We start from the raw sequence: 23,732 nt of genomic DNA on the forward strand, positions 1-23,732 counted from the left end.
GCCTCCTGGTTACGCGAGATAGCGGTGCACGAGCATGACGGCCATGGCGCCCTCGCCGACGGCGGAGGCGACGCGCTTGGCGGATTCGGCGTGCACGTCGCCCGCCACGAACACGCCGGGCACGCTCGTCTCGAGATGATGCGGTGGCCGCGACAGCTCCCAGCCCGCGGGGCGCGCGCCGTCCACCATCAGGTCCGGACCGGCGAGCACGTACCCGGCGCTGTCGCGGATGATCACTCCGTCGAGCCAATCGGTCTGCGGCGCGGCGCCGATGAACAGGAACAGCCGCTCCGCGTCGGCCTTCTCCTCGGCGCCGGTCTTGTTGTCGCGCAGCACGATCTGCTGCAGGTGATCGTCCCCGTCGGCGGCGATCACCTCGGTGTTGGTGTGCACCTCGATGTTCGCGATCTGCGCGATCTGCTGGATGAGGTAGTGCGACATGGACTGTTCCAGCGAATCCGCCCGGACCACCAGGTGCACGGCGCGCGCGTTGCGGGACAAGAACACCGCCGCCTGGCCCGCGGAGTTCGCGCCGCCCACGATGTAGACGTCGTGATCGGCGCACTCGGACGCCTCGGTCATCGCCGAACCGTAGTAGACGCCGCGCCCGGTGAAGTCGTCGACGCCAGGCGCCGGGTGGCGGCGGTAGTCGACACCGGTCGCGATGATCACGGTGTGCGCGCACAGGCTGCCGCCGTCGGCGAACCGCACGGTGCGCGCGGACCCATTGACCTCGAGCCCGACCACCTCGCGCGTCGTGATCACCTCGGCGCCGAACTTCGCCGCCTGCCGCCGGGCCCGATCGGCCAGCTGCGCGCCGGACAGGCCGTCGGGGAAACCGAGGTAGTTCTCGATGCGCGAACTCTGCCCCGCTTGCCCGCCGGTGGCGGTCCGCTCGACGAGCACGGTGCGCAGACCCTCGGACGCGCCGTAGACCGCCGCGCCGAGACCGGCGGGGCCGCCGCCGACCACGATCAGGTCGTAGAACTCGCCCGCCGGATCGACGGTCAGGCCGACGTTCTGGGCCAGTTCGCTGTCGGAGGGCTGCACGAGCGCCTCGCCCGCCGAAGTGATCACCACCGGACAGCGCTCGGGGTCGGCACCCGCCGCTTCCAGCAGTCGCGCACCCTCGGGCTCGTCGGCCAGGTACCACCGGTAGGGCAGCTGGTTGCGAGCGAGGAACTCGCGCACCTGCGAGGATCGCGGCGACCAGCGATTGCCGATCACCTTGGTCTCGGTGACCGGCCGGTGCTCGCTGCTGCGCCAGGCGTCCAGCAGGCCGTCCAGCACCGGGTAGAGCTTCTCCTCCGGCGGGTCCCACGGCTTGAGCAGGTAATGGTCCAGGTCGACGACGTTGATCGCGTTGATCGCGGCGTTGGTGTCGGCATAGGCGGTCAGCAGCACGCGGCGCGCGTACGGGTGCAGGTCCATCGCCTGCTCCAAGAATTCGATGCCGTCCATGCCGGGCATCCGGTAGTCGGCGATCAGCACCGCGACGGGCTGGCCGCGAAGCTTCATCTCGCGCAGCGCGTCGAGTGCCTGAGCCCCCGATTCCGCGCGCAGAATCCGGTAATCGGCGCCGTAACGGCGGCGCAGGTCGCGCACGACCGCCCGGGAAACCCCCGGGTCGTCGTCGACGCTCAGGATGGCCGGTTTCGTAGCAGCGGGTGAAGTCACCTGACGAGTATGGAGCCTGTCGGCCCGGTCTGTCGTGGGCGTTCGCGCAGGGCTCAGAGCCGATGACGCAAGACGAGATCCAGCTCACTCGGCGTGAGCAGACGCTCCAGGCGTTCTTCCGGGGCCGCGGCGCGAGCGCCGTGGGGGAACGCCGACCCGGCGCGCGCTGTCCGCCCGTCCTCGGGCTCGACAGCGGGAAGCAGCGGAACCTGGTCCGCCGGTTGCCGATGCAGCAGGGAGCGCAGTTTCACGGCCGATCACCTCACGTTGGTACGCCGAAATGTTGGAGGCAGTGTCTGTGCTTCGTGTATCTGCGATTGTGCGCCGTTCATTACAGCGGCCGGGGCGCGAGTGGCGGAAATGTGACGCAACTGCCCGTCCGTTTAAAATGTGCGTGACCAGTACCACCGCGGTCGGACGGATGGCCGTCGGTCCGTCACTCGTATCCGGAGGCAGCGTTGCCGAAAAACCTCGAAGCCAGCATCGACATCTCCGCGCCCCCGGAGCGGGTGTGGGCGGTGGTCTCCGATCTGAAGCGGATGCCGGAGTTCAGCCCGCAGTGCGTGCGCATGCTGACGCTCGGCTCGCCCAAGGCGGGCGCCTGGACGCTCAACTTCAATCGCGACGGCAAGAAATACTGGCCGACCACCTCGCGGATCGTGCGATTCGAGCCGAACCGGGCGTTCGCCTTCCGGGTCAACGAGAACCGGACGGTGTGGAGCTACACCCTGGAACCGACCGAGTCCGGCACGCGGCTGATCGAGCGGCGGGACGTGCCCAACGGCACCACCTGGTTCTCCCGCAAGGCGATCGAGGCCGCGCTCGGCGGCGAGGCCCCCTTCGAGGAAGTGCTGGTGCGCGGCATGAACGAGACGCTGGGCAAGATCAAGACGGCGGTGGAAGCCGGCGCCTGAGCACGGGTCGCGCCAGGCGACCGGAATGCGCGTCACGCGGCGCTCGCCGCGGTGGTGTCACCGCGGCGAGCGCCGCGAGCGGCCTACTTCCAATGGGGCAGGTTCACGACCTGAGCCGCGTAGGACAGGCCGGCGCCGAACGCGATCAGCAGCGCGGTGTCGCCCGGCTTCGACTCGCCCTTGCGCAGCAGCGCCTCCATGGCCAGCGGGATCGAGGCGGCCGAGGTGTTGCCCGCCTCCTCGATGTCGTTGGCCAGCGCGCAGTGCTCCGGCAACTTCAGCACCCGGGCCATGATCTCGATGATCCGGCCGTTGGCCTGGTGCGGGATCATCGCGTCCAGGTCCTCGGGGGACAGGCCCGCGCGGTCGATGGCGTCACGGCAGACCTTCTCCAGCGAGTGGGCGGCCCAGCGGAACACCGCGGTGCCCTCCATGGCCAGATAGGGCCGCACCGCGTCCAGGCCCTTCTCGTCGATCTCGTGGAAGTACTCCATCCAGTCCTTGTCCTGCCGGATGGCGTGGTGCTGGGTGCCGTCCGAGCCCCAGACGGTGGGGCCGATGCCCGGCTCGTCGGAGGGGCCGACGATCACCGCGCCCGCGCCGTCGGCGAAGAGGAAGGCGGTGGAGCGATCGGTCGGATTGACCGTGTTCGTCAGTTTCTCCACGCCGATCACCAGCACATGGGCTGCGGTGCCTGCCCGGACCAGGTCCGACGCCAGCGCGATCGAATGGCAGAAGCCCGCGCAGCCTGCCGAGACGTCGAAGGCGGCGGCGCCGTTCATGCCGAGTTCGGTGGCGATGCGCGGGGCGGCGGCCGGCGTCAGCAACAGATGGGTCGACGTAGCAACGATCACGCAATCGACTTGGTCCACCGCGATGCCCGAGGACTCCAGCGCGCCGCGCGCGGCCGCGACGCTCATGCTCTGAATGGTCTCCGATTCGTCGGCGAACCGCCGGGTCTTGATGCCCGACCTGGTCCGGATCCACTCGTCGCTCGAGTTGATCGGACCCGCCACCTCGTCGTTGGTGACCACTCGAGCAGGGCGGTAAACGCCGAGCCCGAGGATCGCCGTGTGCTCTGCCCCGGTGGTCTGGGCGATTCGAGCAGCCATCTGCGTCTCCTATGTACCTGCGGCGGCGCCGCCGGGGATTCCCCGAAGCATCGAAATCGGTCCCTCATCAGCCACTGCCCATCAGCGAGATAGACATGAGGCTTCCTCATATTAGCTTGAAAGTCGCTCATCTGCCGCGCGTATTCCGACAATCGGTGGGTATCTCGTCCTCGCACGCCACCGCTGTACGAGGCGTGGCCCAACTAGGATGCGAGGACACCATGCTCGGTCTCGGGATTATCGGATGGATCATCATCGGCGGTCTTGCCGGATGGATCGCCAGCAAGATCATGAAGACGGACGCCCAGCAGGGCATTCTGCTCAACATCGTCGTCGGCATTGTCGGCGGCCTGCTCGGTGGGTTCCTTCTGAAGTTGTTCGGAGTCGACGTCGAGGGCGGCGGGCTCTGGTTCAGCTTCTTCACTTGCCTGGCTGGGGCGGTCATCCTGCTGCTCCTGGTGCGACTGGTCACGGGGTCCCGGGTCAGGTCGTGACCGCGCGTGCCACAGGCTCCTTCCCGTAAGGTGTGAACGCTTGCGCCCGGCCTATCGTTGGGTAGGCGCAACCCGTTTGCATCGAGCACGAAAGAGGAGCCTGTGGCCCGCCGTCCCACCCCGCCCGGCACGCCTGAAACGACCGGAGTCGGCCATGTCGTCGACCTGGTCCGCAACGCGATCCCTCCGTTGCATCCCGCCGGGCTCCCGTTCGTCGCCGCACCTCTCGCCGTCGCCGTAGTCGGCGGCAAGCGCAAATGGGTGCGGCGCACGGGTCTGTTCGCCGCGGCGGCCTGCGCGACCTTCTTCCGTCACCCGCATCGCGTGCCGCCGAACCGGCCGGGCGTCGTGGTCGCCCCCGCCGACGGCGAGATCGCGCTGGTCGACACCGCCGCTCCCCCCGCCGAGCTGGGTCTCGGTGACGCGCCGCTGCCGCGGGTGAGCATCTTCTTGTCCGTGCTGGACGTCCACGTGCAGCGCACGCCGGTCTCCGGCGTCGTGCGCACGGTGCTGCACCAGCCGGGACAATTCCATTCCGCTGACCTGCCCGAGGCGAGTTCGGTGAACGAGCGCAACAGCATGGTGCTGGAGACGCCGGAGGGCAGTCAGGTCGTGGTGGTGCAGATCGCCGGACTGCTCGCGCGCCGGATCGTCTGCGACGCCCAGGCCGGCGACGTGCTGACCATCGCGGACACCTACGGCCTGATCCGCTTCGGCTCGCGGGTCGACACCTACTTCCCGGCGGGCACCGAACTACTCGTCCAGCCCGGCCAGCGCACTATCGGCGGCGAGACCGTGCTCGCTGTGCTCGGCTCACCCGCCGACGCGTGATGGAAGCGGCGGTACCCACCCAGCGGCGCAGGCGGCGGAGCATCCGGCTGCTGCCCAGCATCGTCACCATCCTGGCGCTGTGCTCCGGGCTGTCCGCGGTGAAGTTCGGCCTGGACGGCAAACTCGGTATCGCGCTGGCCATGATCGGTGCGGCGGCCGTACTGGACACCCTCGACGGCAGGCTGGCCAGGATGCTCGACGCCACCACGAAGATGGGCGCCGAGCTGGACTCGCTGTCGGACGCCATCTCCTTCGGCGTCGCTCCCGCGCTCGTCCTGTATGTGACGCTGCTCAGCAGCAATAGCGTGGGATGGATCGTCGCGCTGCTGTTCGCGGTCAGCATCGTGCTGCGCCTGGCGCGGTTCAACACCCTGATGGACGAGGACAACCGGCCGGACTGGGCACGGGAGTACTTCGTCGGTGTGCCCGCCCCGGCGGGCGCGCTCATCGCGATGGTTCCGGTGGCGCTGTTCGTGCAGTTCGGCGACGGCTGGTGGGTCGGCTTCTACGAGGTCGCCGCGTGGACGGTGTTCGCGGCCGCACTGGCGGTCAGCACCATCCCGACGCTGGCCATGAAATCGGTGTCGGTGGCGCCGCAGGCCGCGGCCGGGCTGCTGGTGCTGGTCGCGCTCGCCGCGGCGGCGCTGGTCACCTATCCGATCGTGCTGCTGCTGGTGCTGGTCGTGCTGTACCTGGGACATATCCCGTTCGCCTGGCATTCCCAGCGCTGGGTGGCCGCGCGTCCGGAGACGTGGACGCACAAACCCGCCGAGCGGCGTGCGCAACGGCGGGCGAACCGGCGGCTGCCCGCGATCCGGCGTCCAGCCATCCCGCGTCCGGCGATCCGCGGCTCGGCGCGTCTGCGCCTGCGCCGACCCGGGGCGAAGCAACGCGAGAACGGCCATCCGCCGCGGGATGCCGATTAGTCGGACGGACAATCGATCTCGTGAGCACATGGGGAACTCGTCGGGTACGCCCGAAGCCCGAGCGGCGCCGAACGCGGGACCTGCACGCGGATCTCGCGGCACCGACAGGTACGGCCTGAATACTCGGAGAGGCGGGACAGCGATGGAGTCCGACGGGTTGCGGGAATTCGAACTGCATCGGCCGCGCCTGTTCGCGCTCGCCTACCGGATGCTCGGCTCGGCGAGTGAGGCCGAGGACGCGGTGCAGGAGACCTACCTGCGCTGGGACGGCGTCGACCGAGCCGGTATCCGCTCCCCTGAGGCGTGGTTGACCACCGCGCTGGTGAATCTCTGCCGCACCTGGCTCGTTTCGGCGCGGGCGCGGCGGGAGAGCTACGTCGGGCCGTGGCTGCCCGAGCCGGTGCCGACCGCGCGCGGCGAACTCGGCCCGCTGGAGACCGTCGAGGAGCGCGAACAGGTCTCGCTCGCGCTGCTGACGGCACTGGAGCGGCTGACCCCGGTCGAGCGCGCCGTCTTCGTGCTGCGCGAGGCATTCGGATACGCGCATCGCGAGATCGCCGACATGCTCGACGTCACCGAGTCGAACTCGCAACAGATCTTCCGCCGGGCGGCCCAGCGCGTGCGAGAAGGCCGGGCCCGCTTCGGCATTCCGCCGGAGCACGCCCGCGAGCTGATCGAACGATTCCTGAAGGCGGCGCGCGACGGTGACATCGCGTCGCTGGAGCGGATGCTCGCCGCCGACGTGATCGCGACGGCCGACGGCGGCGGCAAGATCACCGCGGCGCGGCGGCCGATACACGGCGCGAATCAGGTGGCGCGGTACCTGGCGGGTCTGTTGCGCTGGGAGGTGCCGGGGACGCGGTTGCTCGTGGAAGAGGTCAACGGCGCGCCCGCCGTCGTCGCGCGGGTAAACGGTGCGCCGCTGGTCGTGCTGGGAATCGATGCGGCCGACGGCTTGGTCACCGCCCTGCGGTTGATCCTCAACCCGGACAAGCTGGCCTATTTCGCCGGCTCGGGTGGTTCGGTGGGCACGCTGCCGGACCGGCCGCGCCGTCCGCTGTGACGCGCTTCACGGCGCGGGACTGTCAGCAATCGGGGGGCTGTCCGGTCTGAAGGGTGATGGCCGATCGAAAGGAGCCACATCATGACCGGACAGCATCGGATCGTCGTCCTCGGCGCCGGGTACGCGGGGCTGGCGGCGGCACGCAGGCTCGCTCGCACGGCGGGGAACGCCCGGATCACCGTGGTGGACGCCCACGCGTCGTTCGTCGAGCGAGTGCGACTGCACCAGCGGGCGGCCGGGCAGCGGATCGCCGCGTTGGACCTGCGGGAATCACTGGAACGCAGGGATATCGACTTCGTGCGCGCCCTGGCGACGGAGATCGACACGGTCGCGAAGCGCGTAGTGCTCGACGCGGGGCCCGCGGTCGAGTACGACGCCTTGGTCTACGCCCTCGGCAGCATCGCCGATGTCCAGAGCGTCCCGGGCGTCGCCGAACACGCGTATTCCATTGCGACGCAGGACGACGTGCGCGACCTGTCCGACCTCGGCGGGCCGGTGGCGATCGTCGGTGCCGGAGCGACCGGCATCGAACTGGCGGCGGAACTCGCCGAATCCCGGCCGGGGACCCGGGTGCTGCTGCTCGGGTCGGAGGAGCCCGGCGCCTGGCTCTCGCCGCGGGCGCAGGCGCACATCAGGCGGACGTTGGAGCGGCTCGGCGTCGAGATCGTGTCCGGCGCCAAGGTGATCGAAGTGACGTCCGAGGGGCCGCGCTTGGCCGACGGTTCGCTGGTCGAGGCCGCGGCGACGGTGTGGACCACGGGTTTCCGGGTGCCCGACCTGGCCGCCCGCTCCGGTCTGGCGGTCGATTCCGACGGCCGGGTGCGCACCGACGCCACCCTGCGTTCGATGTCGCACCCGGACATCTTCGCCGCGGGTGACGCCGCCGTCATCGCGGGACCTGGCGGGCGAGATCTGCGCATGGCATGCGCCACGGCGCTGCCCACCGGCAAACACGCGGCCGATGCCGTCGTCGCGCGGATGCGTGGTCGCGAGCCGAAGGAGCTCCGGTTCCGCTATGTGCTCCATTGCCTCAGCCTCGGCCGCGGAGACGGAGTCGTGCAGGCCGTGCGCGCCGACGACGCACCGGCTCGGACGGTGCTGACCGGGCGGACGGCGGCGTGGGTCAAGGAGCGCATCGTGCGCTTCGCGGCGGGGGCGGCGCGCCCATGAATCCAATCGTCAACTAACGGTTGACGGTGGATCATCGTCAACTTATGGTTGACGTATGACCGCACAATTCCGCCTCGACGACCTGATCGACGGCATCAAGAAAGCCCGTCCCGACAACGTGCTCGAGCAACTGTCCGATGCCGTTGTCGTGGCGAATCACCTCGACGAAGTGGCCGACCACCTGATCGGCCACTTCGTGGACCAGGCCCGGCGCTCCGGCGCCTCGTGGACCGACATCGGCGCCAGCATGGGCGTCACCAAGCAGGCCGCCCAGAAGCGGTTCGTGCCCAAGGTGCCCGAGCCGGGCGCGGCGGCGGCCATGGACCCGAACGCGGGCTTCGCGCGCTTCACTCCGCGGGCGCGGGCGGTAGTGATGGCGGCGCAGGAGGCGGCGCGCGCGGCGGGCAACCGCGAGATCTCGGTCGGGCACGTCGTGCTGGGGCTGCTCACCGAACCGCAGGGCCTCGCGGTGCACGAACTCGTTCACCAAGGCGTCGCCGTCGACGCGATCTCCGCCGCCGCCTCCGCGTCCCTGCCGCCGGGTGAGGGGGACGTCCCCGCACTGGTGCCGTTCGGCGCGGAGGCCAAGAAGGTCCTCGAGCTCACCTTCCGGGAGGCACTCCGGCTGGGGCACAACTACATCGGCACCGAGCACATCCTGCTCGCCCTGCTCGAGCAGGAGAACGGTGCCGGTCTGCTCAGCGATCTCGGCGTCGACAAGGCAAAGGCCGAAACGCATCTGGGCGAACTGCTGGCGTCCATCATCTCCGAGAAATCCTGATCCTCATGGGTGGCGGGAAGTTCCGTGCGCGGATCGCACTCGCCCTCGCGGTGGGCTTACCGATGTCCGCCGTGGTCCGGCGATCGGCTGCCGGTCACCGCATCCGCGACGTCCTCAACGGGGTGCGCGGCGCGCACGCCGCGCGGGCGCGTCATCGCCGGGCGTTGCGCACCCGGGGAGCCGGTATCCGCGGGCCGGGCCGGGCCGCTTCGGTCGAGCACCACACGACCCGAGCGGCCTGATCACCCGCGCCCGGCCAGGCCGCCGCCCCACCGGGGCCACCGGGCCTGCGGTTTCGGCTCGGCGACCAGCGGCTCGCGGTGGATGTCGGTGATGTAGAGAGGTAGTCGCGGTTCCAGCTCGGCGAGCAGGGACAGTCCGCGTCCTCCTTGTGCCGCACGGTATTCCGGCATGGTCAGCCCGACGATCTGCAAGAACCGCACGCGGCCGTTCGTGCTGTCGACGGCGCCCAGTTCGGGGTCGGTCGTGAAGCAGACGGCGTGACAGGTGCAGTCGGGGTGGTCGGCCGCGATCGGCCCGTTCGTTTTGATGGTGTGTCCCGGTTCGAACCACTTGCCGGACTGGAAGACGTAATGGGCCAGGTTCTGCATGAAATTCGCCGGCCACGCGGGCGGTTCGGTGTCCTCGGGCCCGCGCGCCAGCCGGAAGGTGAATTCGAAGCCCCAGCCGGACTCCGCCGGGTCGTCCCACTCCTTCTCGTGCAGCTCGGTCATCCCGTAGCTGATGTAATGCCAGTGCGGCACCGGGTCGGCGCGGGAGTACGCGCTGATCCCGTCGAGCGGGTCGGACCCGCCGAGGGACCACGGGTGGTCGGATGCCCAGTGGAAGGGCTCGATATCGCCGTACAGCGGCCGCAACGCATCATCGATCGCATCCCAGCCGGGTCGTTCACTCACGCAGCCACCATAGGCAGGGCGCATCCGGCCGTAGTCGGGGCGTCGAGCGCCGCGACGCCTCAGGCATCCGGCACGTCGCGGGCGAGTTCCTCGAGCCAGGCCGCCGCGGACGCGTCGCTGGGCGCGCGCCAGTCGCCGCGCGGCGAGAGCGAACCGCCGGAGCCGACCTTCGGCGCGTTCGGCAGCGTCGAGCGCTTGAACTGGCTGGTCTGCACGAAGCGCAGCAGGAACTCACCCAGCCAGTGCTTGATCGTGGCGAGGTCGTAGACGTTGCGCTGATCGGCGGGGACGAGGTCGGGCCAGCGGCCGGTGGCGGCATCGGACCAGGCGTGCCTGGCCAGATAGGCCACGCGGCTGGGGCGGTAGCCGAAACGCAACAGGTAATAGAGGTGGAAGTCCTGTAATTCGTACGGGCCGACGGTTGCCTCCGAGCTCTGGCCCGGTGCGGAGGAGTCGGCGTTCGGGATCAGCTCGGGGGAGATCTCGGTGCGCAGGATCGACGAAAGCACCTCGCCCGCTTCCGCGCCGAGCTGCTCGGTGTCCACCGCCCAGGCGATCAGGTATTTGATCAGCGTCTTGGGCACCGACGCGTTGACGCTGTAGTGCGCCATATGGTCCCCGACGCCGAATGTGCACCAGCCCAGCGCCAGTTCGCTGAGGTCGCCGGTGCCCACCACCAGCGCGCCGTGCATATTGGCCAGCCGGAACAGGTGCGAGGTCCGCTCACCGGCCTGCACGTTCTCGTAGGTGATGTCGTACTGCGGCGCGCCGTCGGCGGCCGGGTGGCCGAGATCGCGCAGCATCTGTGTGGCCGAGGGGCGGATGTCGATCTCGCGCGCCGTGACGCCGAGGGCGGCCATCAGCCGGTGCGCGTCGGTCTTGGTCCTGGTACTGGTCGCGAAGCCGGGCATGGTGTAGGCCAGCACGTTCGCCCGCGGCAGGCCGAGCCGGTCCATCGTCTTGGCCGCGACGATCAGCGCCTGGGTGGAGTCCAAGCCGCCGGATACCCCGATCACCACGCGTTGCGTGCCGGTCGCGCGCAACCGCGTGCTCAGGCCCTCGACCTGGATGTGGTGCACCTCGGCGCAGCGCTCGTTGCGCAGCGCCGGGTCGGCGGGAACGTAGGGGAAGCGCTCGATCTCGCGCTCCAGTGCGACCGGGTTCTCGGGGATCGGCAGCCGCACGTCGATGCGTCGCAGCGCGGCCAGCCGGTCGCGGTGGTCGTGCACGTTGTCGGCGAAGCTGGTGGTGCGCAGACGATCCGCGGCGAGGCGGCGCAGGTCCAGGTCGGCGGTGACCAGCTGGGGATGATCGCAGAACCGCTCGCCCTCCGCGAGCAGGTCGCCGTTCTCGCAGATCAGCGCCTGCCCGTCCCAGGCGAGATCGGTCGTCGACTCCCCGGTTCCGGCGGCGGAGTACAGATACGCCGCGAGGTAGCGCGCCGAATGCGAGGTGCACAGCGATCGCCGGTAGTCCGCCTTGCCGATCACGATATTGCTCGCGGACAGGTTGATCAGCACGGTCGCCCCGGCCAGCGCGGCGAAGCCGCTGGGCGGCAACGGAACCCACCCGTCCTCGCAGATCTCCAGGTGGAAGACGAAGTCGTCCAGATTGCTCGCCCGGAACAGCAGATCGGAGCCGAACGGCGCCCGGTGCCCGGCGACGGTGACGTGATCCTCCAGCACCTCCCGCGCCGCCGCGAACTGGCGTTTCTCGTAGAACTCCCGATAGTTCGGCAGGTAGCTCTTCGGCGCGACGCCCAGCACGATGCCACGGCAGATCGCGATCGCGCAGTTGAACAACCGGTGGTGAGCGCGCACCGGGGCGCCCACCACGAGCACCGTGTCGATATCCGTGCTCGCCGCGACGAGCCGGGCCAGCGCCGCCTCGACCGCGGCGTCCAGCGCGTCCTGGTGGAACAGGTCGTCGGCGGTGTACGAGGAGAGTCCCAGCTCGGGGAACACCGTCAGCACGGCACCGGCCGCCGCGGCCCGCCCGGCCAGCTCCACGGTCTGCTCGACGTTGTAGGCGGGGTCGGCCACCCGTACCCGGGGGACCGCGACCGCCACCCGCGCGAAGCCGTGCCGGTACAGCGAATCGAACGGCAGGTCGGTCACCCGCGTCCCCTTCCGGGCTGAGGTCGATCATGATCCCCTCGGAATCTACGCCGCCACGGGCGAGGGGGCGCGGCGGCGATTCTGCGGATGACCCGGCAGCGGCCTCGTGACCTGCACTTCTGCTGACGGGGGCGGGAGGCGCGAATCGTCCGGCCGGAGATGTGAACCGCCGGCGGCTAAGCTATAGCAATGGCGGATGAAACGGATTCCGACCTAATAGCGGGGGAACGGCGCGCAGATCTGCTGCGCGCGCTTTCGTATGTGTCCACCGAGTCCCAACCGGACGGCAGCTACGTGCTGAACGGCGACCTTCCGCCGGACGTCGCCCCGCCGTTCATTCGCGCCATCATGCGGGTGGAGGCGGAGTTGCTGCTGCACGATGCCGAGCTCGTCACCGTCGAGGGCGGAGAGCCCCGCACGCCGGAGGAACGGCGCACCGACGCGTTCGTCGCGCTGGTCTTTCGCGTGGACGACCGGCGCTAGCCCGGCGCGGACCTTGCACTCGCCACCCTCGAGTGCTAAAAATGCTTTTGGCACTCCCTATCGGTGAGTGCCAGGTCGGGACGGTGAGACCGGGTTCCGTAGACACCCTCGGTCGTCCGTCGCGGGCACCGAACCTGGCCAGCGTAACTGGGGCGACCCGACCAGCGGTCGTCCTGTGTGTCAGCCATCCACATGGAGGATCTCAACAACGCCATGGCCAAGACAATTGCGTATGACGAAGAGGCCCGCCGCGGCCTCGAGCGGGGCCTCAACAGCCTCGCCGACGCGGTCAAGGTGACGCTGGGCCCCAAGGGTCGCAACGTTGTCCTGGAGAAGAAGTGGGGCGCTCCCACGATCACCAACGATGGTGTGTCCATCGCCAAGGAGATCGAGCTGGAGGACCCGTACGAGAAGATCGGCGCCGAGCTGGTCAAGGAAGTCGCCAAGAAGACCGACGACGTCGCGGGCGACGGCACCACCACCGCGACCGTGCTCGCCCAGGCGCTGGTGCGCGAGGGTCTGCGCAACGTCGCGGCCGGCGCGAACCCGCTGGGCCTGAAGCGCGGCATCGAGAAGGCCGTCGAGGCCGTCACCGCCAAGCTGCTCGACACCGCCAAGGAGGTCGAGACCAAGGAGCAGATCGCCGCCACCGCCGGTATCTCGGCAGGCGACGCGTCCATCGGTGAGCTGATCGCCGAGGCCATGGACAAGGTCGGCAAGGAAGGCGTCATCACCGTCGAGGAGAGCAACACCTTCGGGCTCCAGCTGGAGCTCACCGAAGGTATGCGCTTCGACAAGGGCTACATCTCCGGCTACTTCGTCACCGACCCGGAGCGTCAGGAAGCGGTCCTCGAGGACCCGTACATCCTGCTGGTCGGCTCGAAGATCTCGACCGTCAAGGACCTGCTGCCGCTGCTGGAGAAGGTCATCCAGGCGGGCAAGCCGCTGCTGATCATCGCCGAGGACGTCGAGGGCGAGGCCCTGTCGACCCTGGTCGTGAACAAGATCCGCGGTACCTTCAAGTCCGTCGCCGTCAAGGCGCCCGGCTTCGGCGACCGCCGCAAGGCGCAGCTGGCCGACATCGCCATCCTGACCGGTGGCGAGGTCATCAGCGAAGAGGTCGGCCTCTCGCTGGAGAGCGCGGGCGTCGAGCTGCTCGGCCAGGCGCGCAAGGTCGTCGTCACCAAGGACGAGACCACCATCGTCGAGGGCGCGGGCGACCCGGAGGCCATCAAGGGCCGGGTTCAGCAGATCCGCACCGAGATCGAGAACTCCGACTCGGACTACGACCGCGAGAAGCTGCAGGAGCGTCTGGCCAAGCTGGCCGGCGGTGTCGCGGTGATCAAGGCGGGCGCGGCCACCGAGGTGGAACTCAAGGAGCGCAAGCACCGCATCGAGGACGCCGTTCGCAACGCGAAGGCGGCCGTCGAGGAGGGCATCGTCGCCGGTGGTGGCGTGGCCCTGCTGCAGTCGGCTCCGGCGCTGGAGGAGCTGAAGCTCTCCGGTGACGAGGCCACCGGCGCGAACATCGTGCGGGTCGCGCTGTCGGCTCCGCTGAAGCAGATCGCGTTCAACGCGGGCCTCGAGCCCGGTGTGGTCGCGGAGAAGGTGTCGAACCTGCCCGCGGGTCACGGCCTGAACGCCGACTCGGGCGAGTACGAGGACCTGCTGGCCGCCGGCGTTGCCGACCCGGTCAAGGTCACCCGTTCGGCGCTGCAGAACGCGGCTTCGATCGCGGCCCTGTTCCTGACCACGGAGGCCGTTGTCGCCGACAAGCCGGAGAAGTCCGCCGCTCCCGCCGGCGACCCGACCGGTGGCATGGGCGGCATGGACTTCTGAGTCCGGCCACCCGGCAACACAGTTCGAACCGGAAGCCGGTCCACCGCGAGGTGGGCCGGCTTCCGGCGTTTCGGCGCGTCAGATTCCGTCGAGGGTGACGACGGCGAACGGCGTCCTCGGGCTGCCGGGCCCCATCGGGCCGCCCTTGTCGAATTGGGAGGAGACGATCAGGGTTCGGTCACCGGCGCGGGCCAGCGTCGTCGGGATGGCCAGCGCCTCGTCGGTGCGCTGCTGAGCCAGCGTCACGGTGGCGCCGTCGTCGGAGACGGTCCAGCGGCTGATCGTGTTGGTCGTGTTGTGGACGGCCCACAGCGTGCCCTCGCGCAGTTCCAGCCCGTCGCCCTGCCGGAGATCGCCGCCACGCAGGGCGACCTTGCTGATCGGATTCGCTTCCGGCGTCAACGCGATGCGGTACAGGTCGCCGCGCGGCATGTCGACCGTGAGCAGGTAACGGCCCGCCGGATCGGCGACGATGCCGTTGAGGCTGAAGCCGCCCGGCTCGATCGGCGGCAGGATGGAGCGCAGGTCGAACTGCGGAGTCAGTTCCCCGCGCCCGCCCTGTGCTCTGGCGACGGCCAGTTGATCGGGAGTGACGCGATAGACCACCGCTCGCGTGCTGTCGGTCAGATACGCCGTGCCGTCCGGGGTGATGGCGAGATCGTTCACGAAGCGGGGGTCGCTTCCGGGCACGGTGAACTCGGCGAGCAGGGCGCGGGTCGCGACGTCGTACACCGCGACGCCCGTGGTCGAGTCCGTCACCCACAGCCGCCCGGCCGGGTCGACTTTCAAGCCGTTGGCGGTCTTGTGGTTGTTGGCGCCTTCGGGCAGGAAGACCTCGGCGCGATGGGCATCCGGTGTCGCGCGGTAGACGGCGCCGGTGGTGTAGGACCCGACGTAACTGTCTCCGGTGCGTGCGTCGACCGCGATCCCCTCCGGGTAGACGTGGTCGCCCGGCAGTTCGTAGGCGGTGTGGACGGGGCTGCTCGGCGTATCGCCGGTGCCGCAGGCCATGAGCGTGATGCAGGCGCTTCCTGCGGCCAGGCTCGACAGCAGGCGGGACAGGGCATGGGACATCGGACTACCTCTTAGGGTTCGCTCTGACGAATATGTTCACACTTAAGAACGTGTCCAAATTTAAGTTAGAACTCTAATGATCGTCAAGGCTGGAATGGCAAGTTGTGCGGATACCATGCGCTTATGACGTCCTTGCCCGCCGCCGAACGGATCGGTTCGTATCTCAAGCGTGCCGAGCAGTCCCTCAACACGGCGAAGAACGCCGCGTTGAAGCCGGCGGGCGTCACCGTGCCGCAGTACGCCGCACTGTTGTTCCTCGCGGAGAATCCCGGCATCTCGGCCGCCGCCCTGGCCCGGCTCTGCGGCGTCACCCCGCCCTCGATGAACACCGTGCTGAGCAACCTTCAAGACCGCGGGCTGATCGAGCGCACGCCGCACCCGTGGCACAAGAACGTCCTGGAGACCACGCTGACCGAGAAGGGCGCGGCGGTGATGCGCGACGCGGACGCTCGCGCGGTCCGCGTCGAACGCGCGTTGGCCGAGGAGTTCACCGACGACGAACGAGCTACCTTGCGGGACTTGCTGATTCGATGCGCTGATCGGCTCGACTCGATCCGGCCCGATCCGGCCGCTTAACCATCCGCGGGCGGAAATCGGACGCACCCGCGACCGGATCGGCCGCGCACGGCCATGGAGTCACCGAACGACGATGCTCGGCGCCCTCCGCTCGGTGTGGCGATGGGGCGACCGGCCGCTGTGGTGCAACCGTGGGAGTGGATGGGATCGACTCACCGGCGGCGCGAGTCGTGGTCGCGTCGCTGCTGGACAGGGCTAGGCGGGAACCGGAGTTCGGACGACGGGCCGAGCCTTCCGGAGCGCGAGTGCGAGCGCCAGGCACGCGATGAGCGCGGATGTCCACGGCAGCCACTGGCTACCGGCGGAATCCAGCACGGTCGCACCGACGATGGACCCGATGCCCGCGCCGAGGTAGATGGCCGATCCGTTCAGGCCGAGGGCGACGGTGGGCGCGTCGTGGGCGATGCCGAACAGGCGATGCTGCTGCGGTACCAGGATCGCCGCACCGAACACCCCGGTGACGGCGAGCACGACGAACACCGCCCACGCGGCATGGACGGCCATGCCGAGCAGGGCCAGACCCGCCAGTGCGCCGAGCAGCCCCACCGTCAGCGTGCGCTGCGGGCCGTACCGGTCGACCGCGCGCCCGGCCTGCGCGTTGCCGATCACCTGGCCGATGCCCATGGCCAGCAGCAACCAGGCGAGCATGCTCTGCGGCACCGAGGTCGCGACCACCACCGGCAGGTAGACGACGGTGGTGTAGACGGCGGTGATCTGCGTGGTCGTCACGATCAGCACGCGCAGCACCGCCGGGCGGGTCAGCACGCGGATCCGGTCGCGCAGGCCGGTGCTCGGCAGCGTCACCCGGGGCAGCAGGAGGACCAGCGCCGCCGCGACGGCTCCGCTGACCGCGATTCCCCACAGCACGCCGCGCCAGCCGATCCAGCGCTCGGCGAAGATGCCGATCGGCACGCCCGCGACGCTGGACAGCGTGATGCCCGCGGTCACGATCGACAGCGCCCGTCCTCTATGGGCGTCATCGGCGACGACGCCGGCGACGGCGAACGCGTTGGCCTGGAAAGCCGCCGCTCCGATGGCCGCCACCACACGCGCCGCCGCCATGACGCCGAAGCTCTCCGCGGCGGCCTGCCCGATCATGCCGAGCACGAAAAGCGCGGCGCCGCCGCCGAGGAGCCCGCGGCGGTCCCAGGAGCCGGTCGCGGCGGCGATCAGGGGTGAGGCGATGGCGTAGGTCCAGGCGAACATCGTGGTCAGCTGGCCCGCGGTGGACACGGAGACGTGCAGGTCGGCGGCGATCAGCGGGAGCAGTCCGCTGAGCACGAAGCCGTCGGTGCCGAGCACGAAAGTGCCCACGGCGAGCGGTAGGAGCGAACGATACAAATTGTTCGATGATTGTCGAAGCATCATAGGATGAGAGTGGGATATGATTCGATTGTTGTCAAATGATCGGAGAATGGAGATGCGCCCGCTGCCGCAGCCGAGTACCGCCGACATCGACCTGGTCCGGGTGCTCAGCGCCCTCGCCGACCCGGTCCGGCTCGAACTGGTGCGCGCGCTCGCCGGCGAGCGCGAACCGCTGAGCTGCAATGTCCGGGAGTTCGACGTGGAGATCACGGCGGCGACCGCCTCGCACCACTGGAAGGTGCTGCGGGACGCGGGCATTACGACGACCTTCGTCTCCGGCCGCAACCGGCTGGTCGAATTACGGCGCGACGATCTGGAGCAGCGCTTCCCCGGCCTGCTGGACGCGGTCATCACCGGCGCCCAGCGCTGAACCGGCCGCCGGGCGCGTGCTCCACCCAGCACGAAGGCCGCGAGAACCGTGCCGCCGTTGGCATTCCGAGCGTCGACCACCTCCACGGCGAGCCGTCTGTCATCGCGATCGTCGCGCTGCCGGCGAACGCCTGCCTGCGCGGAGTTCGAGGACATCGCCCCGGCCATCGCGCCCGCGCCCCCAGCGAACAGCCTCCGGTCGAGATCGAGTGACCGTGCGACGGCCCGGCAGCGCGAGCGGCGGGTTCGGGCAATCGTGTGCGCAGGCGGCGTCCAGGATCAGCGGCGACGGCCCGCCTCGAGTTCGTAGCGCGGCGCATTCGGCATGGGATCACTCTGAGTCCGTGTGCCCGGCGGGCGCGCCGGTCGTACGCTGAACCCATGCCTGACCGCGGTCGGATCCGAGGCGTGCTCTACGACATCGACGGCGTCCTGGTGACCTCCTGGCAGGAGATCGAGGGCGCCGCCGCCGCGGTGCGCCGGATCGGTGAGAGTGGGCTGCGCCGCGCTTTCCTGACCAACACCACCTCGCGCACTTGCGCCGAGATCGCGCAGCGCCTGTACGACACCGGTATCGAGGTCGAGCAGGCCGAGATCGTCACCGCCGCAAGGCTCACCGCCGAGTTCGTGCGCGGACGCTACCCCGATGCCGCCGTCTGGGTGCTCAACCACGGCGACATCACGGCGGATCTCACCGGTCTGACGCTCGACGACGATCATCCGGACGTGGTCGTGATCGGCGGAGCGGGACCGGAATTCGATCACGCCGCGCTGAGCCGGGTGGTGGAACTGATGCTGGACGGTGTGCCCGTCGTCGCCATGCACAGCGGATTGACCTGGGCGACAGCGGAAGGGCTCCGCGTCGACGCGGGCGCCTACCTGCCCGGCCTGGAGGCGGCGGGCAATGCGCGCATCGAGGTGGTCGGCAAGCCCGCCGCGGCCGGTTTCCGGACCGCCGCCGCGCTGATGCGGCTGGACCCTTCGGAGGTCATGATGATCGGTGACGATCTGTATTCGGATGTACTCGCGGCGCAGGACGCCGGGTTGACCGGAGTTCTGGTACGTACCGGTAAATTCCGTCCCGGCGTACTGGCGTCGGCCGGCCGCGCGCCCGATCACGTCATCGATTCCGTGGCCGCGCTGCCGGAATTACTGGCCGGGTCGGCGGAGTCGGGCGAACTTGCCGTAACCGACGAATCGGAATGAAACAAAAAATTCTACAGTTTCCCTCTAAAATTGCCCGCAAACGCGACGCCGCTAGGTATCGTCTGTTCCGGCAAATGGCCAGTGACAAGGAATGTCTCACGGACAGATCGGAGTTGCCGGATGCTCGATTCGCTGATGAGCGTGCTTGTGCGCAAACTACTATGGTCGCCGGGCTTCGGCTCGGCGACCGATCAATGAGGTAGCAACTGCTCAGCCAACTTTCGGCTAACGCGATGTAGGCCGCAGGTTGTAACGAAGGGCCCGATCGATGACGATGAGTTCGGGCCCTTCTGTATTGTCTGCCCCAATGTCACAGGATGCGAATACGGGTCGAATGTATGCCGGGCAACCCGTGGAGGACCGGCAGCGTCAGCGGCGTGCGCGTTTTCTGGAGTCAGGCCTGACGGTCTTCGCGCGGGACGGCTACGCCAACAGTTCGGTCGGCGCCATCTGTAAGGACGCCGGCCTGTCCTCGCGACAGTTCTACGAGGAGTTCACCGGTCGCGAGTCCCTGCTCCTAGAGCTGTACGAGCAGATCGACCGGGAGTCGCGCGATGCCGTGAAGAAGGCGTTGGACGCGAAGTCCGGCGCCAAGTCGCTGGACGTCATCGATGCCGCGGTTCGCGCGTATGTCGAATCCATCGGATCCGATCCGCGCAAGGCGCGCGTCGCCTTGGTCGAAGTGGTCGGCGCGGGCCCGAAGGTGGAGAAGTTCCGTCTCGCGGTGCGCCGGGAGTGGGGTTCGCTGCTGGCCGGCGCGGCCGAAGACGCGGCGCTGCACGGCGAGATACCCGCGGGCGACTACGAGATGCGGATGCTCGCCATCATCGGCGCCGTCAACTACGTGGTGGACTCGTGGAGCGGTGCGGAGCCGCGTCCGCCGCTCGACGACGTGATCCGGGTGCTGAGCAGAGTGATCATCGGCGCGGTCCGCGCATAGCGTCCCGGCCTGCGGGACCGGCAGCGACGAGCGCGGTAGCGTGCGGGGATGCAGACAGTTCCGATCCAGATGCCGGACGGCACCACGGTTCCGGTGCGGTTGATCCCCGCCGGGGGCGTGCACCGGCACCCGGTCACACCGGACGCGCCGCGTCCGGTGCTGGTGATCGTGCCCGGACTCGGTGTTCCGGGGGGTTACTACGAACTGTTCGCCTCGAGCCTGGCGGCGCGCGGGTTCGACGTGGCCATCGGTGAGCTGCGCGGCAACGGCGACAGCAGGCCGAAGCCGAGTTCCACCAGCACTTTCGGCTACCACGAGCTGGTCTCGGTGGACTTCCCGGCGATCTTCGAGGTGGTCCGCGAACACTTCCCGGACAGCACGCCGTACCTGCTCGGCCACAGCATGGGCGGCCAGCTCGGCGTCATGTACGCCGCGCGCATCCGCGGCAGGCTCGGCGGACTCGTCCTGGTCGCGTCCGGAACGCCGTATTACCGGGGCTATCGCGGACTTTCGGGCCCGGGCATGCTGGTGGGCACCGCGGCGATCTCGCTGACGGCCAACTTGGCGGGCTTCTGGCCCGGCGACCGGGTCTCGATGGGCTTCGGTCGCCAGTCCAAAGTGCTGATCTCCGACTGGGCCCGGCTCGCGCGCACCGGCCGGTTCGTCCCGGTCGGCGCGGACATCGACTACGAGGAGCGCATCGCGCGGCTGCGGCTTCCGGTGCTGTCCATCACGATGACCGGCGACGACCTCACCCCGCCCAGCTCCGCCGAGCATCTGCTGGAGAAACTGCCCAACGCCGAGGTGACGCGCTGGCGACAGCCGGAACCGCTGGGCCACAACGGCTGGATCCGGCAGTGCGCAGGCACCGTCGACCAGATCGAGAAGTGGCTGCGCGACCGCTGAGGCGTACCTCCGCGTTCGCTGCGGCCGTGCGCGGGCTGAGGACGGACTGCGTCCGCCGTGTCTGTTGGGCGTACCTCCGCGTTCGCTGCGGCCATGCGCGGGCTGAGGACGGACTGCGTCCGCCGCGTCTGTTGGGCGTACCTCCGCCTTCGCTGCGGCCCGGCCATTAGTCAAGCGCGTCGCTCGATCAGCATCTGGGTGAAGAACTCGTAGATCAGCGCCGCCTGGAATGCCGACTGCTTGTTGTCGGCGGCGCCGCCGTGGCCACCCTCGATGTTCTCGTGGTACCAGAACTCGTGGCCCTGCTCCTCCAGCAGCGCGGCCATCTTGCGGGCGTGGCCGGGATGCACCCGGTCGTCCCTGGTCGAGGTGGTGAGCAGGATCGGCGGGTAGGCGCGGTCGGCGCGCACGTTCTGGTAAGGCGAGTACTTGCCGATGTACTCCCATTCCTCCGGCTTGTCGGGGTCGCCGTACTCGGCCATCCACGAGGCGCCGGCCAGCAGCAGGTGGTAGCGCTTCATGTCCAGCAGCGGCACCTGGCAGACGATCGCGCCGAACAATTCGGGGTAGCGGGTCAGCATCACGCCCATGAGCAGTCCGCCGTTGCTGCCACCGACCGCGCCGAGCTGATCCGCGGTGGTGATACCGCGCCCGACGAGGTCTTTCGCGATCGAGGAGAAGTCCTCGTACACCTTGTGCCGGTTGGCTTTCTGCACCGAGGTGTGCCATTGCGGCCCGTACTCGCCGCCACCGCGGATGTTCGTCATCACCCAGGTGCCGCCGCGCTCCAGCCAGCCCATCCCCGATGCGCCGCTGTAACCCGGAGTGCGCGACACTTCGAAACCGCCGTAGCCGGACATGACCGTCGGCCCAGGCTGGTCCTTGCGGTCGCGATGACGGATCACGAAGTACGGCACCGGCGTGCCGTCATCGGATGTGGCGAAGAACTGCTCGGTCTCCACGCCGGCGGCGTCGAAGAATCCGGGCTCCTGCTTGAGCCGCTCGGTGCGCCCGCCGACCGCACTGGCCAGCAGCGTGGCCGGAGTGGTGAACCCGCTGGTGCTGAGCATGAACTCGTCGCCGCCCTCCAGTGGGTCGAGATTCAGCACGCTGGTGGTGGCCATCGGCGGAGTGTCGGTCAGCGGCCGGCGACGCCAGCCGTCCGGCGCCGGGGTGAGCACGTGCAGCTTGGTCTGCACGTCCTCGAGCGTGACCAGCAGCAGGTGATTCTCGGTCCAGCCGTAGCCGTGCAGCGAGGTGTGCGCGTCCGGGGTGAAGAGGACCTCGAAATCCCGTTCGCCGCCGAGGAACTTCTCGAAATCGGTGGCCAGCAGCGCGCCCGCGGGATAGCTCGCGCCGCCGATCTCCCACGGTGACTTCAGCCGCACCAGCAGCCAGTCCTTGTACCAGGACTCACTGGCGTCGGTGGGGATGTCCAGGTGCCGCAGGGTGCCGTCGTCCTCGAGCAGATAGACCTCTTCGTTGAAGAAGTCGGTGGCGCGGCCGACGTAGTGCCGTTCGTAACCCGGCGTGCGGTCGTAGCCCGCCGAGACCGCGACATCCTCGGTCTCTCCCTCGAAAACGGTGGTCGCCTCGTCCAGGGCGGTGCCGCGCCGCCAGCGTTTCGCGACCCGCGGATACCCCGAATCGGTCAGCGAGCCGGGGCCGAAGTCGGTGCCGACGTACACCGAGTCGATATCGATCCAGCGGATCTCCGACTTCGCCTCGGGCAGGAAGAAGCCGCCGTCGGCCGGGTCGAGGAACACCCGCCGCTCGAGGTCGAATTCGCGGACCACCTTCGCGTCCGCGCCGCCGCGCGACAGGCTGATCAGCGCGCGGGACTGTTCCGGGCGCAGCACCGCGGCTCCGCCCCACACCCAGTTCTCGTCCTCGGCGGCGGCCAGTGCGTCGAGATCGATCAGCACGTCCCAGTCCGGCGAGTCCTCGGCGTACTCGGCGAACGTGGTGCGCCGCCAGAGGCCGCGCGGGTGCTCGGCGTCTCGCCAGAAGTTGTAGAGCCAGGGGCCGCGGCGAGACGGGTAGGCGATCTTCGTATCGGTGTCGAGCATGTCGAGGATGCGCCGCTCCAGCTCGCGAAAGCGATCGGAGTCGGCGAACCGGGAGTGCACGACGGCGTTGTGCGCGCGTGCCCAGTCCAGGGGCCGCTCGCCGGTCACTTCTTCCAGCCAGAGGTAGGGGTCGGTCACATTCTCCACACCGCTCATCCCCACATTGTGGACGAGCCGCCCGGCGCGGGGTTACCAGGAGTGCGCTACGTCGACCACGATGCGCGATCCGCTGCCCGGTCCGTCGAGGGTGTAGGTCTGGAACGGCAGCCGGGCGCGGGTGCCGAGACCGACCGTGGTCTGGCCTTCGAAAGAGCCCGCCCAGGCCACCTGACGGAAAGTCCGGTAGTCCCGCACCTCGGTGAGCTCGGCCCGGTTCGCAGGGTTGTAGGTGGGGATGAACGAGTCGTCGTAGGCGGGGGCGTTGACGGTGATGCTCAGGTACGCCTCGCCGCGCAGCGGGACGGGTGCGCCGGAGCCGTCCATGGTCACCCGCTCGACGTAGCCGACGTGGTAACCCGTCACGGGCCCGGCGACGTCGAACACCAAGCGGTCGAAGCAGTCGTGCCGCCCGGCGCGGACCCCGGTCAGCGGCGTGAGCGTGCGGGCCTGGCTCGTCTTGGGCATCGAGCCCCAACCGGACGCGCACGCCGGGGCGGCGGAGGCCGGAGCGGGCGCGATCCAGAGACCGGCGACGGTCAGGAAGGAGAAGAAAAGGGGAAGCAAGCGACGCATGGTCGCACCGCCTTCGGGGCACGGGGGATTGATGTACTACGTGCATCGGTCGAGGTGAGCGCGCTGTTACCGGCGATTGCGGCGAAAAGTGTTGGCGAACGGGACAACTCGTCCACCGCAGCCGAGTAGCGGCGGCTCGCCGTTCGCTGGGGGCCGATGCCCGCTCGGCGT

The 23,732-nt window shown here is 69.2% G+C and carries 23 protein-coding genes and 1 pseudogene; 15 read left to right on the forward strand and 9 right to left on the reverse strand.

Features of this window, described 5'->3' with window-relative positions; translation table 11 throughout:
• Positions 1–9 precede the first annotated feature (9 nt).
• Both ACGF7Y_RS12350 and ACGF7Y_RS12355 read right to left on the reverse strand, forming a co-directional pair.
• Complete coding sequence (locus tag ACGF7Y_RS12350; RefSeq protein ID WP_393232598.1) at positions 10–1,677, reverse strand: FAD-dependent oxidoreductase; 1,668 nt, start codon at positions 1,675–1,677, stop codon at positions 10–12.
• A 53-nt stretch (positions 1,678–1,730) separates the two neighbouring features.
• Positions 1,731–1,928: a hypothetical protein gene (locus ACGF7Y_RS12355; RefSeq protein ID WP_393232600.1), complete on the reverse strand. Its 198-nt coding sequence runs from the start codon at positions 1,926–1,928 to the stop codon at positions 1,731–1,733.
• A gap of 207 nt (positions 1,929–2,135) precedes the next feature.
• Here ACGF7Y_RS12355 and ACGF7Y_RS12360 point away from each other — a divergent pair, with 207 nt between their 5' ends.
• Positions 2,136–2,591: an SRPBCC family protein gene (locus ACGF7Y_RS12360; RefSeq protein WP_393232603.1), complete on the forward strand. Its 456-nt coding sequence runs from the start codon at positions 2,136–2,138 to the stop codon at positions 2,589–2,591.
• Between the two features lie 83 nt (positions 2,592–2,674).
• Here the strand turns inward: ACGF7Y_RS12360 and ACGF7Y_RS12365 are convergent, their stop codons facing one another.
• The gene (locus ACGF7Y_RS12365) at positions 2,675–3,703 is read right to left on the reverse strand and encodes a beta-ketoacyl-ACP synthase III (RefSeq protein ID WP_393232605.1); all 1,029 of its coding nucleotides are present in this window, start codon (positions 3,701–3,703) and stop codon (positions 2,675–2,677) included.
• 221 nt (positions 3,704–3,924) lie between these two features.
• Between ACGF7Y_RS12365 and ACGF7Y_RS12370 the strand changes: the two genes are divergently transcribed.
• The 7 genes from ACGF7Y_RS12370 (at position 3,925) to ACGF7Y_RS12400 (ending at position 9,210) form a co-directional block, all read left to right on the forward strand.
• Positions 3,925–4,197, forward strand: coding sequence for a GlsB/YeaQ/YmgE family stress response membrane protein (locus tag ACGF7Y_RS12370; protein ID WP_393232608.1), 273 nt, complete (start codon positions 3,925–3,927; stop codon positions 4,195–4,197).
• A 102-nt stretch (positions 4,198–4,299) separates the two neighbouring features.
• Positions 4,300–5,028, forward strand: a complete 729-nt coding sequence (locus tag ACGF7Y_RS12375) for a phosphatidylserine decarboxylase (RefSeq protein WP_393232611.1) — start codon at positions 4,300–4,302, stop codon at positions 5,026–5,028.
• Entirely contained in the window at positions 5,028–5,954 is a 927-nt protein-coding gene (locus ACGF7Y_RS12380) for a CDP-alcohol phosphatidyltransferase family protein (RefSeq protein WP_393233157.1), read from the forward strand. Before ACGF7Y_RS12375 ends, ACGF7Y_RS12380 begins: the two co-directional genes overlap by 1 nt.
• A 142-nt stretch (positions 5,955–6,096) precedes the next feature.
• A complete protein-coding gene (locus ACGF7Y_RS12385) occupies positions 6,097–7,017 on the forward strand; it encodes an RNA polymerase sigma-70 factor (protein WP_393232613.1) in 921 nt (306 codons plus the stop codon).
• A gap of 81 nt (positions 7,018–7,098) precedes the next feature.
• Entirely contained in the window at positions 7,099–8,187 is a 1,089-nt protein-coding gene (locus ACGF7Y_RS12390; RefSeq protein WP_393232616.1) for an NAD(P)/FAD-dependent oxidoreductase, read from the forward strand.
• 55 nt (positions 8,188–8,242) lie between these two features.
• Positions 8,243–8,968, forward strand: coding sequence for a Clp protease N-terminal domain-containing protein (locus ACGF7Y_RS12395; RefSeq protein WP_393232618.1), 726 nt, complete (start codon positions 8,243–8,245; stop codon positions 8,966–8,968).
• A gap of 5 nt (positions 8,969–8,973) precedes the next feature.
• Positions 8,974–9,210, forward strand: coding sequence for a hypothetical protein (locus tag ACGF7Y_RS12400; protein ID WP_393232620.1), 237 nt, complete (start codon positions 8,974–8,976; stop codon positions 9,208–9,210).
• Here ACGF7Y_RS12400 and ACGF7Y_RS12405 read toward each other — a convergent pair whose 3' ends face one another.
• Together ACGF7Y_RS12405 and ACGF7Y_RS12410 are read right to left on the reverse strand one after the other, a co-directional pair.
• Entirely contained in the window at positions 9,211–9,885 is a 675-nt protein-coding gene (locus tag ACGF7Y_RS12405; protein ID WP_393232623.1) for a suppressor of fused domain protein, read from the reverse strand.
• Between the two features lie 59 nt (positions 9,886–9,944).
• A complete protein-coding gene (locus ACGF7Y_RS12410; protein WP_393232625.1) occupies positions 9,945–12,002 on the reverse strand; it encodes an NAD(+) synthase in 2,058 nt (685 codons plus the stop codon).
• Between the two features lie 189 nt (positions 12,003–12,191).
• Between ACGF7Y_RS12410 and ACGF7Y_RS12415 the strand changes: the two genes are divergently transcribed.
• Together ACGF7Y_RS12415 and groL are read left to right on the forward strand one after the other, a co-directional pair.
• Entirely contained in the window at positions 12,192–12,485 is a 294-nt protein-coding gene (locus tag ACGF7Y_RS12415) for a hypothetical protein (RefSeq protein ID WP_040870612.1), read from the forward strand.
• Between the two features lie 213 nt (positions 12,486–12,698).
• Complete coding sequence (gene groL / locus ACGF7Y_RS12420) at positions 12,699–14,324, forward strand: chaperonin GroEL (protein ID WP_393232628.1); 1,626 nt, start codon at positions 12,699–12,701, stop codon at positions 14,322–14,324.
• Between the two features lie 78 nt (positions 14,325–14,402).
• Here groL and ACGF7Y_RS12425 read toward each other — a convergent pair whose 3' ends face one another.
• Positions 14,403–15,398: an SMP-30/gluconolactonase/LRE family protein gene (locus ACGF7Y_RS12425; RefSeq protein WP_393232631.1), complete on the reverse strand. Its 996-nt coding sequence runs from the start codon at positions 15,396–15,398 to the stop codon at positions 14,403–14,405.
• 123 nt (positions 15,399–15,521) lie between these two features.
• On the opposite strand from ACGF7Y_RS12425, the gene ACGF7Y_RS12430 reads away from it, so the two are divergent.
• Positions 15,522–15,974, forward strand: a complete 453-nt coding sequence (locus tag ACGF7Y_RS12430; protein WP_393232634.1) for a MarR family winged helix-turn-helix transcriptional regulator — start codon at positions 15,522–15,524, stop codon at positions 15,972–15,974.
• A gap of 195 nt (positions 15,975–16,169) precedes the next feature.
• On the opposite strand, the gene ACGF7Y_RS12435 is transcribed toward ACGF7Y_RS12430, so the two are convergent.
• Positions 16,170–17,315 carry an MFS transporter gene (locus ACGF7Y_RS12435; RefSeq protein ID WP_393232637.1) on the reverse strand — a complete coding sequence of 382 codons (1,146 nt, stop codon included), beginning with the start codon at positions 17,313–17,315 and terminating at the stop codon, positions 16,170–16,172.
• Between the two features lie 73 nt (positions 17,316–17,388).
• On the opposite strand from ACGF7Y_RS12435, the gene ACGF7Y_RS12440 reads away from it, so the two are divergent.
• The 4 genes from ACGF7Y_RS12440 to ACGF7Y_RS12455 all read left to right on the forward strand — a co-directional run bounded on the left by ACGF7Y_RS12440 (position 17,389) and on the right by ACGF7Y_RS12455 (position 20,760).
• The gene (locus tag ACGF7Y_RS12440) at positions 17,389–17,709 is read left to right on the forward strand and encodes a helix-turn-helix transcriptional regulator (RefSeq protein WP_201298008.1); all 321 of its coding nucleotides are present in this window, start codon (positions 17,389–17,391) and stop codon (positions 17,707–17,709) included.
• A gap of 380 nt (positions 17,710–18,089) precedes the next feature.
• Positions 18,090–18,914 (forward strand): HAD-IIA family hydrolase, encoded by an 825-nt coding sequence (locus tag ACGF7Y_RS12445; RefSeq protein WP_393232641.1) that lies wholly within the window; start codon positions 18,090–18,092, stop codon positions 18,912–18,914.
• Between the two features lie 307 nt (positions 18,915–19,221).
• Entirely contained in the window at positions 19,222–19,854 is a 633-nt protein-coding gene (locus ACGF7Y_RS12450) for a TetR/AcrR family transcriptional regulator (RefSeq protein WP_245659782.1), read from the forward strand.
• A gap of 48 nt (positions 19,855–19,902) precedes the next feature.
• Positions 19,903–20,760: an alpha/beta fold hydrolase gene (locus tag ACGF7Y_RS12455; RefSeq protein ID WP_393232644.1), complete on the forward strand. Its 858-nt coding sequence runs from the start codon at positions 19,903–19,905 to the stop codon at positions 20,758–20,760.
• Positions 20,761–20,930: 170 nt separating this feature from the next.
• Here the strand turns inward: ACGF7Y_RS12455 and ACGF7Y_RS12460 are convergent.
• Both ACGF7Y_RS12460 and ACGF7Y_RS12465 read right to left on the reverse strand, forming a co-directional pair.
• Positions 20,931–23,000: pseudogene (locus ACGF7Y_RS12460) on the reverse strand (prolyl oligopeptidase family protein); the annotation flags it as partial.
• Positions 23,001–23,018: 18 nt separating this feature from the next.
• The gene (locus ACGF7Y_RS12465) at positions 23,019–23,561 is read right to left on the reverse strand and encodes a hypothetical protein (RefSeq protein ID WP_393232646.1); all 543 of its coding nucleotides are present in this window, start codon (positions 23,559–23,561) and stop codon (positions 23,019–23,021) included.
• Positions 23,562–23,732: the final 171 nt, after the last annotated feature.

This window comes from Nocardia sp. NPDC047654 (assembly GCF_043205035.1).
Taxonomy (GTDB): domain Bacteria; phylum Actinomycetota; class Actinomycetes; order Mycobacteriales; family Mycobacteriaceae; genus Nocardia.